Genomic DNA, 13,946 nt, shown 5'->3' on the forward strand with positions numbered 1-13,946 from the left:
TCTGCATAAGCCTTAATTAATATTACCATTTTTACTTATCGGCTGATTATACTTTAGTATTACTAACAGTAAAGGTTGTTTTTTTACTCAACGACACATTTATCCAATTTCCATATTTTTTGTACGTAGTCTTGAATTGAACGGTCAGAAGTAAATTTACCCATGCGAGCGGTATTTAAAATGGCCATTTTAGCCCAAGCCGATTTATCACCGTAAGCCTTGTCAACTAGGCTCTGAGCGGCAGAATAGGACTCAAAATCAGCTAACACTTTGTAGGGATCGCCACCTTCTAATAAACTGCGTTTAATCGACGCTAAAGCGCCTGGTTTTCCTGGGGTAAAATAATCGGTTTCTAACCAATCCAATACCGCTTTAATTTCACTATTCTGATAATAATAATCAAAAGGTTTATAGCCTTTTTCATCCAGTTGATGAACTTCATCGACCGTTAGGCCAAAGATGAAAATATTTTCATCTCCGACTTCTTCAGCTATTTCAATATTGGCTCCATCTAAGGTACCTACTGTTAACGCACCGTTTAAAGATAACTTCATGTTACCCGTGCCCGACGCTTCTTTTCCTGCGGTAGATATTTGCTCTGAAACATCAGCTGCGGGTATCATTTTTTCAGCTAAACTTACGCGGTAATTCGGTAAAAATACTACCTTGATCTTATCGTTAACACGTTTGTCATTATTAATTTTTTCTGCCACTTGGTTAATGGCATAAATAATATCCTTAGCAAGCTTATAACCCGGTGCAGCTTTGGCTCCAAACAAAAAGACCCTAGGTTGCATTTGATAATCAGGATTTTCTAACAAACGACGATACAAAGCCATAATATGTAACAAATTCAAATGCTGACGTTTGTATTCATGTAAACGTTTGATTTGCACATCAAATATTGCTTTAGGATTGATTTTAATACCGGTTAAAGCTAACACTTCTTTTGCTAAGTCCACTTTATTTTCATGTTTAATTTTCATGAATTGTTTTTGAAACTTAAGGTTATCTGCATGCTGGCTAAGCTCATTTAGCTTTTCTAAATGCAAAGGCCAATCATCTCCAATTTTTTCACTGATCAAACTAGAAAGTTTAGGATTACATGCCTTCAACCAGCGTCTTGGAGTGATACCATTGGTTACGTTGGTTAACTTTTCAGGCCACATTTTATCGAATTCAGGAAACAAGTTTTTCTTCACTAATGCAGAATGTATCTCAGCCACACCATTTACCGCAAATGAACCAATAACCGATAGATTGCCCATACGAACCATCTTTTCATCACCCTCTTCGATAATAGACAGTTTCTGTTTTACCTTATCATCACCAGGCCAAACCTGTTCAACTTGAGCCATAAATCTATGGTTAATTTCATAAATAATTTCTAAATGGCGAGGTAAAATTTTCTCGATCATGCGTGCTGGCCATTTTTCTAATGCTTCAGGTAACAGAGTGTGATTAGTATAAGCAAATGTTTTAGTGGATATTGCCCAGGCACTGTCCCAATCTAATTCAGCTCTATCCAGCAGTATGCGCATCAGTTCAGGGATCGCAATCGCAGGATGGGTATCGTTTAATTGGATGACGACTTGAGCAGAAAAGGCACTCCAATCATCGCCATGAGCTCGTTTATAACGTCGAATAATATCCTTCAACGAACAAGAACTGAAAAAATACTGTTGAATTAAACGTAATTCTTTACCCGCTTCGGTTTCATCATTTGGGTACAAAACTTTAGAGATAGTTTCAGCCTGCACATTTTCTTTTTGTGCATCAACATAGCCTCCAGCATTGAACACATCCCAATTAAAATACCTTGAAGCCTGACTTTGCCACAACCTCAATACGTTAACCGTTTTGCCACCGTAGCCAACAACTGGAATATCCCAAGGTAAACCTTTGACTATCATGCCAGGATGCCATTCTTTTTGAATTTTGCCATTTTCACCATATTTGGTTTCTACATACCCAAATAACGAGATCTCTTGGATTGATTCTGGGCGACATATTTCCCAAGGATTACCGTAATCACGCCAACTATCAGGACGTTCAATTTGTTCGCCATTTTTGATTTCTTGGCGAAATAAGCCATGTTCATAATGCAAACCATAACCTACAGCAGGTAAGTCAAGTGTAGCTAAGGAATCTATGAAACAAGCCGCTAGGCGACCTAAGCCACCATTTCCTAAAGCCATATCGGGCTCTTCTTCCATGATGTCTGTTAGGTTGACCCCTAACTCTTTTAAAGCTTGATCTGTATGTTCAAACAAACCTAAATTATGTAGGTTATTTGACATTAAACGGCCCATTAAAAATTCAGCAGAGAAATAATGTACCGCCCTAGTATCGTTAAAATAATGGCTTTTCTGAGTTTTACGTAAACCTTCAAGCACATGCTCTTGCACTGACGCGCAAGTAGCTTTCCACCAAGCATGGTTATTGGCTTTATTTTCATCTGTACCTAACGAACAATGTAAGTGACGAACAATGGCTTCTTTAATGACGTTTTTACTCGACATAGACACATTTTTTTCCTTGGTTGTACGACTCATGAATTACCTCTTAACGACCAAATTATTTTATTATTCTGTTTGAATAATTTATCCAACAGAATATATTGAGTGCTATTAAAACTCTCTGTTACTATTTTTAACAGCTTTTCAAATCACTTTTCGTTAAATAATCGTTAAATGTAGACAAAAAAAAGCGTAACCTTATGAAGTCACGCCATTTTCTAACACTTTAACTACAGATTAAAAACAAAAATTACACACCTGCAGTTTTAAACACGCCCTCAACTAAAACTTGAGCTTCGTCGATTAGCTGTTGCAAATGAGTTTCACCATTAAAGCTTTCAGCATAAATTTTATACACATTTTCTGTTCCTGACGGTCTTGCAGCAAACCAACCATTTTCAGTACTAACTTTAACCCCACCAATTGCCGCGTTATTACCAGGAGCATGAGTTTGAATATTCAAAATAGTTTCGCCCGCCAACTCAGTTGAGGTGATGACACTTTTGTCCATTTTACTCAATACTTGTTTTTGTTCATGATTAGTAGCCACATCAATTCTACGATAAACAGGGTTTGAGAATTTTTCTGTTAATTCTTGGTAATGTTCACCAGGATCTTTACCTGTCACGGCTATAATTTCTGCCGCTAACAGACACAAAATGATGCCATCTTTATCTGTTGCCCAAGGTTTGCCATTGCGACGTAAAAAGATGCCACCAGCACTTTCTTCCCCAGCAAAACCAATTTCTCCGGCTAATAAACCATTAACAAACCACTTAAAGCCTACAGGCATTTCTGCGAGTTCACGACCTAAATCTTTCACTACTCGGTCAATCATGCTGCTAGAGACTAGGGTTTTACCTACTTTAAGATCTTTCGACCACTCACTACGATGTTGATATAAATATTGAATAACCACGGCCAAATAATGATTAGGATTCATTAAGCCACTTTTTTTAGTGACAATGCCATGACGATCAAAGTCTGGATCGTTACCAAAAGCTAAATCAAACTTATCTTTTAAATCAATCAAACCAGCCATAGCATAAGGCGAAGAACAATCCATGCGGATTTTTCCGTCTTTATCTCTGCGCATAAAGCCAAACTGTTGGTCAACATCCCGATTTACCACATCAATATTCAATCCATAACGTTCAGCAATACGATCCCAATAGCCTAGGCCCGCACCACCCAATGGATCAGTACCTAACTTCAAACCCGCTTTAGCAATCGCCTGCATATCAATTACTTGATCAAGTTGTGCGATATAATTTTCGGCAAAGTCTATCTCAGTCAACAAGTCAGACGCATAAGCCGCAGACAAAGAAATACGTTTCACCTCTGCCATTTCCTGACTGATAATTTCATTTGCTCTGTGCTGAATTAAATTAGTGACGTCACTGTCGGCAGGTCCACCATGAGGAGGATTATATTTAAACCCACCATCTTCAGGAGGGTTGTGAGAAGGCGTAATCACCACACCATCAGCTAACACCTTAACACCACTATTATTATGCTCTAAAATGGCATGAGAAATAACAGGGGTAGGAGTGTAACCACGATCTTCTTGCACCACTAAGTTAACACCATTGGCAACAAAAACTTCAACCGCAGTAGAAAAAGCAGCTTCAGACAAAGCATGTGTATCCATGCCCATATACAAAGGGCCAGTAATATTTTGTTGAACACGGTATTCAGCCAAAGCTTGGCAAATTGCAGCGATATGTGTATCAGTAAAGGTATTTAAAAAGGCACTACCACGGTGACCAGAAGTACCGAATGACACAGCTTGACTTGCGTCACCTTTAACGGGTTTATTTGAATAGTAGGCACTAACTAGTTTAGCTACATTGACCAGTTGCTGCTTAGATGCGGGTTTTCCTGCTTCGGGATGTAGAGCCATATTGATACCTTTAATTAATTATAATGATTCCATATGTTCAGGGGCAAATATAGCCACTAAACGATTAATTTCTTTATCTTGAAAGCCAACAACGTGGGCCACTTCTTTTAACATATTAATTTTTTTCACCGTATTATTATTGGTAATAACCCAATAAATAGAACCAGGAACATTTTTCGGATTAGTGCTGCTACCCGTTTCTAATAATGTTTCTTTATTCTCAGCAAAATATGTGCGATTACGGCCGCTCATGCCTAATACTTTGGCAAAACTTTGATTATGATGTTTATGTACAACAGATAATGCTAATAACCATCTATCTACCATTTTGGGAATATTAGCTAAATCCATAGTTTGTAGCTCTTCCAATACTAGGTTAGCTTGACATGGAACGTCATCATTAAGCTCTGTACTTATTACTGAAGTTGCAATTGTCTTATCATTGGAATTATCAAGATCCCTCTTAGAGCCTTTATCCTTAACAGAATCAGGCATCACCATGCGACGTAATATATCAGATGCGCTTTCACCAATATGTTGAGTATTAGCGGCAATAAAATGGTATAGGTCGTCGTCTATTTCTATGCTTTTCATTAAACTACTTTTTTGTGGAACATAATAAAAGTTAATTATACGGATTGATTGGATCAATTCATCGATTAATTTAATCTAATTCGCAGTTAGTTATCGATCTTGTGTCCTAACCTCCAAACAACTTGTATATATTTTGTGGCTTGGGTATAAATTCAATCACTCAATATTAAGTTGTTATAAGCTAATATATTGAATACTAAATAAAAGTAGGAACTATTATTTATGCAAATTCAATTAAGCCAAGCTATTGAGAGCACATGTAGTGTGCTGATAGGTAAACAGCAACAAGTCAAACTTGCTCTCACCTGTTTATTAGCTAACGGACACTTACTAATTGAAGACCTGCCGGGCATGGGTAAAACCACTTTAGCTCATACCTTAGCCCAAGTATTAGGCTTACAGTATTCAAGGATCCAATTTACTTCAGACTTATTGCCTGCAGATATGTTGGGGATCAATATTTTTGACAATAACGAACAAAAATTCCGCTTTCATCCTGGCCCTATCTTTAGTGAATTAGTGTTAGCTGACGAAATTAATCGTGCCAGTCCTAAAACACAAAGTGCTTTATTAGAAGCCATGGAAGAGGGGCAAGTCAGTTTAGATGGTGAAACTCGGTCCCTACCCTCGCCATTTTTTGTAATAGGCACACAAAACCCATTACATCAATCAGGTACCTATCCTTTACCAGAGTCACAATTAGATAGGTTTTTAATGCGGATTAAATTGGGCTATCCCACTTTAGAAGCTGAAAAAATCATGCTGCAAACCCAATTCAACAATAAACAAGTTGCGCTGAATGCAGTCATGAACCTAAAAGATTTTCAGCAAGCACAAATTAATGCCACTAATGTGCATGCCTCAAATGCAATAATTAACTATATATTGCGTCTAGTCACCTTTAGTAGAGAGAGCCAACAATTGGCTAATCCACTTTCACCTCGCGCCAGTAAAGCATTATTGCGAGCAGCAAAAGCTTGGGCATATTTAAGCAATAGAAATTATCTGATACCAGAAGATGTACAAGCCATATTACCTGCTGTGGCTGAGCACAGGTTACGCAGTGCATCTAGTGATTTTAGTGGCACAGGAAGTTTGAGCCAAATATTGTTAGAAGCCATTGATCCTTTAACAGCTTAGGTCTGTAAAATGAATTTTTTGCAACAACTGACCAATAAGTGGCTTGATAAACGGATTCCGGCTGCTTACAAACATCAATTAAACCACAAAAATGTTTTTATACTGCCAGCTAAATTTGGTGGTTTGTTTCTAGTTTTGTGTTTTTTGTTGTTTTTATTGGGAACTAATTATCAAAACAATTTGATGTTACTGCTGTGTTATTTTCTGTTGGCTTTATTTTTAATCAATTTACTGGCTAGTTATGTCAATTTTTCCAAGCTGTTAATTCAACAAGGAAAAACACCAGAAGTTTTTGTAGGAGATAATTTACATTTACCTTTTTGGTTAAACCCAGACTCCCCTATACTGCAACGACCTAATGGGCTATTTTATTTATCTTTTCGAACGGCCGAAAAAACACCAAACAAGACTCAAGTTGATTTAAATGCAGATAACAACCCAGCGACTATCAGCTACCTTTGTCATAAAAGAGGTAAATTAACCTTACCCAGAGTCACTATCGCTAGTTATTTTCCCCTTGGCTTATTTAAGTGCTGGACACACTTAGCTTTCAGTCATGACATTTTGGTCTACCCCAAACCTCAACCCTGTGTCATTAACTTACTAACAAACACTGATGACACAAACGTTAAAGCAGGCAGTAGCCAACTTGAACAAATTGGCCATGATGAATTTTTACAGCTAAAACCATATCAAGCAGGAGAACCACTGCACCATGTAGCTTGGAAACAACTGGCGAAAGGACGAGGCATGATCAGCAAGCAGTTTTCGACCTTAGGTCAACAAACCGCTTGGTTAAAGCTGCCCTCACAGTTCAAACAACAAGCTTTAAATAATGAATGGTTAGAAACAGAATTAAGTAAATTGACCTTTCAAGTCATTGAAGTCGCCAAAACCGAGCAACATTTTGGCTTGGACTTGGGACAAGTCTGTATTGCCCCCAACACAGGGCCGGAACACACAAAAAAATGTTTAACCGCATTAGCACTCTTTCCTTCGAGAGTAAACTAACATGCCAGCCAAGCAGTCAAATCGCCAATTTAGTTTAATTTTATTAAGTATAGAATTGCTATTAGTTAGCCTAAGTTTATTTGATTCAGTTTTAGCTTGGATTTTATTAATAGTGGCTTGCTCTGCAGTAATAAGAGCTGCCATTTATTTCAATTTTCATAAACACCTACCGACCATTCGCACTTTGAATTTATTAGCTGTGCTAAGTGCTTTAGGTTTGGTTTATTCAGGATTGTCTTTAGACTTACTGCTGGTGATGGTTAACTTGTTAGTGCTGGCCTGCGCACTCAAACTAATGCAGGTCAGAAGCCAAAAAGATATTTACCAATTAATTATTAGTTTATATTTTTTAATTGGTTGCGGATTTATCTTTAATCAATCCATTGTTTACAGCGTATTTTATAGCGTAATGAGCCTGACTTTATTACTTAGTTTAGCCTGTCATCATGGGCCTAATATTCCACTAATAATACATATTAAAACTGTTACTAAATTAAGTTTACAAGCTTTTCCCATCGGTCTATTGTTATTTTTAGTATTGCCGCAACTTCCTCCTTTATGGCAAACACCTAAATCAAAAACAATGGAAACAGGTTTATCTGAACAAATTACCCCAGGCGACATAGCCAATTTATCACAATCCAGTGAACTGGCTTTTAGGGCTAGTTTTAATGGCAAAGCCCCTAACTATGTGGATAGATACTGGCGCACTATTGTCATGGAAGAGTTTGATGGTAAAAGCTGGAGAATACATAAACAGAGAAAACCCCTCGAACAAATTCATAAGCAAACAGAGTTTATTCCTAAATTGTCAGGTACCGCTATCAACTATGAAGTGATGGTTGAGCCTACTTACCAAAATTGGCTATTCGCTTTAGATATCGCCCAAGCAAGTGGCAGCAGTCAGCTAAAAATAAAGCAAGCTGATACCTTCCAGTTAATCAGTAAACAAAAACTGGTAAGTCAATTTCAGTACCAAGTCAACTCTTATCCTCAAGCTATGGCCCAGCAAACCTTTAGCCCTCTGGATAAAAAGCTTAATTTGTCATTACCAGAAACCACCAATCCCCGCACCCGAAAGTGGATCCAACAGTTGCGGGCTGACTACCCCAACAATCAAAATTTTATCCAAGCTGTGTTAAAACATTTCACCGACAACCCCTTTGTTTACACCCTTAGGCCAGATTTAATGTACAGCGATCCAGTCGATCAATTTTTATTCGATAAACAAGCAGGGTTTTGTAGCCACTATGCCAGTGCATTAGCTGTTAGCTTACGCTTAGGTGGTATTCCCTCTAGAGTGGTGGCTGGCTATCAAGGTGGCGAACTGAGCACTAGTAAGGGCAATACCACTTATTTAAGTGTGTATCAATATGATGCTCATGCATGGGTTGAAATATGGCAGCAACAAACAGGTTGGTTGCGGATTGATCCCACGGCACTGGTATCACCAGATAGGATCAACTTTGGTTTAAGGCAAGCTATGTTAGAGGAAGGCTCTTTTTTGGCTGACTCACCTTTTGCCCTGGTGCGTATGAGTGATATTGCTTGGCTAAACAGTTTCCGCTTGTTTTTAGCGGATATGGATTACAACTGGAGTCGAATGATTTTAGGGTTTAACAACCAAGATCAACAAAATTTATTCAAATCTATTTTAGGTAAACTAACCCCTGATCGTTTATCTTTATTGGGGTTAGGTATTACTGTTATCATTAGCTTACTGCTCACCCTATTTTATATTCCCCATTGGTTAAATGTACGGACAGACAAAACACAAAAATATTATCAGCAAGCTATTCAGTTGTTCGACAAAACACAGTCTCCTAGACAAAACTGGCAAGGTCCTCAAGCTTTTGCAGCGCATATTAAGCAACACTACCCCCCGGCTGTTACTAATGAATTGAACCAATTAACTCAAATATATATCCGTCTGAAATACCAAAACATTGCCCTTTCAAATAGCCCGCAATTAAGCCAAAAACAATGTCATAAAATGATGAGAAAAGCATTAGGTAAACTAAAAGCAGAATTGACAAAACTGACTTAGCGAGTTTGGGCATTTTGTGGCATAATCCCGCGCAAATTTTGTTGCTACTACTCATGACTAAGATAACCACGAGTTAGATAGCAATTTACAGCTTACTTTTATTTTTTGAGGTGCAATCTTGCTTACTACTGCAAATATCACAATACAATTTGGCGCGAAGCCTTTATTTGAAAATGTTTCAGCCAAATTTGGTAATGGCAACAAATACGGTTTAATCGGGGCCAACGGCTGTGGTAAATCCACCTTCATGAAAATAATTGGCGGCGATTTAGAGCCGACCGCAGGTAATGTATCTACCGATCCGGGTGAACGCATTGGTAAACTAAAACAAGATCAATTTGCTTACGAAGAATATAGCGTAATCGACACTGTGGTTATGGGTCATGGTGAACTTTGGAAAGTCAAAGTAGAGCGTGATGCCATTTATGCTAACCCGGATATGACCGAAGAAGACGGTATTCGGGTAGCAGACCTAGAATCAGAATTTGCTGAAATGGATGGTTATACTGCCGAATCTCGTGCTGGTGAATTATTAATTGGTGTGGGTATTCCGGTCGATCAACATTTTGGCCCTATGAGTGAAATAGCCCCAGGTTGGAAACTACGAGTATTATTAGCCCAAGTGTTGTTTGCTGATCCAGATATCATGTTACTCGACGAACCAACCAACAACTTGGACATCAACACTATACGTTGGTTAGAAACCGTTTTAAACGACCGTAACTGCACTATGATCATTATTTCCCACGATAGACACTTCTTAAACTCAGTGTGTACTCACATGGCAGATATCGACTATGGGGAAATTCGCTTATTCCCCGGCAATTACGACGAGTATATGACAGCCGCCACCCAATCTCGTGAGCAGTTATTGTCAGATAACGCCAAGAAAAAAGCGCAAATATCTGAACTTAAAGCCTTCGTCAGTCGTTTCTCCGCTAACGCTTCTAAGTCAAAACAAGCCACTTCCCGTGCTAAACAAATCGATAAAATTGAAATTCAAGAAGTTAAACCCTCTAGTCGTCAAAACCCTTTTATTCGTTTTGAACAAGAGAAAAAATTACATCGCCTAGCGTTAGAAGTTGAAGGTTTAAGCAAAGCTTACGATGATGAAGTGTTATACAAAGATTTAAACCTAATGATTGAAGTGGGTGAACGGGTTGCCATCATTGGACCTAACGGTGCAGGTAAAACCACTTTATTGAAATGTTTAGTAGGCGACACAGACTTAACCTCTGGTAGCTTAAAATGGTCTGATAATGCCAATATAGGTTATTACGCTCAGGATCATGCTAGTGACTTTGAAAAAGACATGACCCTAATGGATTGGATGTATCAGTGGGCGCAAGAAGGTGACGACGAACAAGTCATGCGCGGTACCCTAGGCCGATTATTATTTTCACAAAACGACATCACTAAGTCAGTGAAAGTCATTTCTGGTGGTGAACAAGGGCGCATGTTATTTGGCAAGCTGATGTTACAAAAACCTAATATATTATTAATGGACGAACCTACCAACCACTTGGATATGGAATCTATCGAGTCATTAAACTTAGCCTTAGAAAACTATCAAGGTACTTTAGTATTTGTCAGTCACGACCGAGAGTTTGTATCCTCGCTAGCGACACGTATTATTGAAATCACCCCTGAAGGTGTAGTTGACTTTAAAGGTGATTATGAAAGTTACTTGGCCAGCCAAGGGGTATAAGCCAATTTCTAGTGAACCATAAATGCTCTAAGAGTCCTGTATATCAGGACTTTTTTTTGCAATTTTTAGCTACCTACTTTTATTGGTATTGCTATGCCAAGCAAGTTACCATATTCAGCTAGGTAACCTGTGCTCGGGTATCAGTAACCTGAGACAATCGAATACTCACACCTATAATAAATAATCACTGGAAATAAGAACAAGATAAAATGCATCAATCTCAAAATACAGATCCACTCCATGGCATAACTCTGCAAAAAATTCTTGAAAATTTACAGCAAACTTTGGGCTGGGAAGAATTAGCCAAGCAGATCAAAATTAACTGCTTTAGTAATGATCCGTCAATAAAATCTAGTTTAAAGTTTTTACGTAAAACGCCATGGGCCCGTGAGAAAGTTGAGCAGCTATATATTTCTTTACAAACTAGCACCACAAACAAATCAACTAAAACCAGTGAACAGACAAACGAAACATTCGTATGGCCAGATATTAGTAAAAAATAAATTCGTTTAATAATGATGTAAAAACAACGGCCATGCATTAGTGAGTTTTAAAATTTGAGGTATCTTGAAAAAAATAGAGATACAAACCCAAAAAAATTTACGATGAATGTCTCATTGATAGAACAAACTTCACTCTAAGTGCACAATAATTAATCAAACGAACCATATTTTTGTATTTCTTCGCTTTTCTTGTGTGTCAAAGGGATGACAAGCGAATAAAAACTGCTTATACTGCGCCTCGTTTTGAAGTTAGCTCATTTCTGAACTCACTTTAAACATCAAAATAAATGTGGCCCTTTAGCTCAGTTGGTTAGAGCATACGACTCATAATCGTCAGGTCCCCTGTTCGAGTCAGGGAAGGGCCACCATTTTTGCAGACTGATAAAATCATTCCTAAATCTAAATCCTTTTATTTCACAGAAATCTATAACAATCCATAATTTATATTAATGTCCATAGACAACATTTAGCGTACTTCATATAAAAGTGAACTGCAGTAGTAAATCATTGGATAGGAAATAGAAGTAAGCCTAAAAGGAAAAGAATTTGTCACTGAGATCCGAGTAAAAGCTTAAAGCGGCTCGCTTTGAAAACCCAAAAAGTTCTGAAACAGGCTTGTTCTCCCCTTTTCTGGTGTCTAAAAATTACCTTTCGACGAGTCTGAACCCACCTTTATCTAAATGTGAGACATTTAAAATATTGGTAATATGAATACTTCCAATTTATCCTGAGTATATAGTGAATAGGCTGACAGATATTATCGTGGTAGAGCGGCCCATTACTGAGCCGACCCCACACAGATCCGGACGTGCGGAATTACCGCATCCGGCTCTTCAGTTATATATTCACCCGTGTAAATCACGGCCATTTTAATACCAGTCAACATTAATCACTCTTTTGCTAACTCGTAGCTTCTGTATTTGGAAATACTCTAACATCTTCTTAAAATTACACCAATTGTAACTTCGACGACCACTGCGCCTGTTCAGCCATTTGTACAAACTATGTAGCACATAATTATATAGCTTACTTACGCTGCGGCTGTTGTCGGGTAGCCCAAAGTAATTTCTAAACCCTGTGAGTTTGCGTTTTAATTGAGGTAGCCAAGTCGCTAGTTTCTGCGAGCGTTTGGCTTTGATGAAATGGTAAAATTCGCTCAGGCTACTTCGCTGCTTTTGACTCGCAGTTCGTCGCCTTAATCTCGGTTTACCTTTTATCAATGCCCCAGTAAAACGCAAACCCCAAGAACACAAACTGGCGCTTACGACTTGGATGGAATCGACTGAACCTTATTAGGCTGGTCTTTTCTGGTGCCGTGTCCAGTTTGAATTTCTTGAGTCGTTTTGGCAACACGCTGTAAAACCGTTCGGCATCATTGGCATACTGAAACGCACACACAAAATCATCTGCGTAACGTATCAGCATAGCCCTGCCTCTCATGCGAGGTTTTATCTTCTTCTCAAACCATAAATCCAATGCATAATGCAAATAGATATTAGCTAGCACGGGGCTAATGATACCGCCTTGTGGTGTACCGCTTTGTGGTTTGAGATACTCCCCTTCTGGCGATTTTATTCGTGCTTTCAACCATTGCCCGATTAAGCTCAAGAGCGCGTTATCATCAATGCGTTGTTTAAGCATCTCCATCAGCCAGTTGTGGTCAATATTATCGAAGAAGCCTTTAATGTCTGCCTCAACAATATAGCCATAACCTTTAAACTGAAGATTCAAACTCAAGCTATGCACCGCCTGATGCGCACTCTTATTTGGCCGATAACCATAACTGTTAGGCAAGAAATCCGCTTCCCAGATACTTTGCAGTATCTGACTCACGCTTTGCTGTACCAGTTTGTCATCCACTGTGGGTAAGCCTAATGGGCGTTGTTTACCATGACTTTTGGGTATGAATACACGCTTAATGTCACCTGCTCGATAGCACTTAGCTTTCAAGGCTGAACTTAAACGTGTGAGGTGTTCCACAAGCGATTCTTTGTATTTCGGCATCGTGATGCCATCAATACCAGGGGCTGCTCGTTTATTCAGTTGCCCCCAACTTTGATACAGTAAATCATCTCCTAGCAATCCATATAGGTTCTGAAATCTATGGTTGGGGTGTGTCTGTGATTTAAATGTGATGGCATTTAGTGCGGTTGTCATAGTATTTCCAGCCCTACTTTGTCCGGTCTATGTATCTGCTAAACACCTGATATAACGGCTTGCCCCTTCGCCATGTGGTTGGCTTTCCCAACCTCAAACTACTATGAGCAAGTCTGACTGCCAAAGGGTCATCGTTCGCCTTGCTTGTGGCTTGGCTACCCTACCATTTTCCTTATGGAACACCTTTGGCTCTCTCAAGTTCTCAATACATCTCTTTATACATGCCACGGCTTATAACTCCGCTGACTCGCCACAACCTTGCCATTTCAGACACGCTGAATAACGGTTGCTTTGCTTGGACTTCGACGGCGTTACAAGCCTCGTCAGTCAGAACTTAATTTATTATCGGAGCGATAACAGCACT

Annotated in this window: 10 protein-coding genes and 1 tRNA gene; 6 read left to right on the forward strand and 5 right to left on the reverse strand. The window is 38.8% G+C overall.

The features are described from left to right. Window positions 1-83: 83 nt before the first annotated feature. From GQR87_RS13855 to GQR87_RS13865, 3 genes are all read right to left on the reverse strand, one after another. Entirely contained in the window at window positions 84-2,555 is a 2,472-nt protein-coding gene (locus GQR87_RS13855; protein ID WP_158970285.1) for a glycogen/starch/alpha-glucan phosphorylase, read from the reverse strand. Between the two features lie 214 nt (window positions 2,556-2,769). Continuing rightward, window positions 2,770-4,422: a phosphoglucomutase (alpha-D-glucose-1,6-bisphosphate-dependent) gene (gene pgm / locus GQR87_RS13860; protein ID WP_158970287.1), complete on the reverse strand. Its 1,653-nt coding sequence runs from the start codon at window positions 4,420-4,422 to the stop codon at window positions 2,770-2,772. Window positions 4,423-4,440: 18 nt separating this feature from the next. Next, window positions 4,441-5,016 (reverse strand): Negative modulator of initiation of replication, encoded by a 576-nt coding sequence (locus tag GQR87_RS13865; RefSeq protein ID WP_158970289.1) that lies wholly within the window; start codon window positions 5,014-5,016, stop codon window positions 4,441-4,443. Window positions 5,017-5,238: 222 nt separating this feature from the next. Here GQR87_RS13865 and GQR87_RS13870 point away from each other — a divergent pair, with 222 nt between their 5' ends. From GQR87_RS13870 to GQR87_RS13895, 6 genes are all read left to right on the forward strand, one after another. Beyond that, window positions 5,239-6,156, forward strand: coding sequence for a MoxR family ATPase (locus GQR87_RS13870; RefSeq protein WP_158970291.1), 918 nt, complete (start codon window positions 5,239-5,241; stop codon window positions 6,154-6,156). 9 nt (window positions 6,157-6,165) lie between these two features. Then, window positions 6,166-7,167, forward strand: a complete 1,002-nt coding sequence (locus GQR87_RS13875; RefSeq protein ID WP_158970293.1) for a DUF58 domain-containing protein — start codon at window positions 6,166-6,168, stop codon at window positions 7,165-7,167. Between the two features lies 1 nt (window position 7,168). Further along, window positions 7,169-9,214: a DUF3488 and transglutaminase-like domain-containing protein gene (locus GQR87_RS13880; protein WP_158970295.1), complete on the forward strand. Its 2,046-nt coding sequence runs from the start codon at window positions 7,169-7,171 to the stop codon at window positions 9,212-9,214. 118 nt (window positions 9,215-9,332) lie between these two features. Further along, window positions 9,333-10,922 (forward strand): ABC-F family ATPase, encoded by a 1,590-nt coding sequence (locus GQR87_RS13885; RefSeq protein WP_158970297.1) that lies wholly within the window; start codon window positions 9,333-9,335, stop codon window positions 10,920-10,922. 209 nt (window positions 10,923-11,131) lie between these two features. Further along, on the forward strand, window positions 11,132-11,425 hold the full coding sequence (locus GQR87_RS13890; RefSeq protein ID WP_158970299.1) for a VF530 family DNA-binding protein: 294 nt from the start codon (window positions 11,132-11,134) through the stop codon (window positions 11,423-11,425). Window positions 11,426-11,716: 291 nt separating this feature from the next. Further along, window positions 11,717-11,793: transfer RNA gene (locus GQR87_RS13895), tRNA-Ile, on the forward strand. Window positions 11,794-12,294: 501 nt separating this feature from the next. Here the strand turns inward: GQR87_RS13895 and GQR87_RS22390 are convergent. Together GQR87_RS22390 and ltrA are read right to left on the reverse strand one after the other, a co-directional pair. Beyond that, window positions 12,295-12,678 carry a group II intron maturase-specific domain-containing protein gene (locus GQR87_RS22390; protein ID WP_370459609.1) on the reverse strand — a complete coding sequence of 128 codons (384 nt, stop codon included), beginning with the start codon at window positions 12,676-12,678 and terminating at the stop codon, window positions 12,295-12,297. Then, entirely contained in the window at window positions 12,632-13,582 is a 951-nt protein-coding gene (ltrA, locus tag GQR87_RS13900) for a group II intron reverse transcriptase/maturase (protein WP_233267269.1), read from the reverse strand. The genes GQR87_RS22390 and ltrA overlap by 47 nt, the downstream gene beginning before the upstream one ends. Window positions 13,583-13,946 lie beyond the last annotated feature (364 nt).

It is taken from the genome of Paraglaciecola sp. L3A3 (assembly GCF_009796765.1).
In the GTDB taxonomy this organism is placed as follows: Bacteria; Pseudomonadota; Gammaproteobacteria; order Enterobacterales; family Alteromonadaceae; genus Paraglaciecola.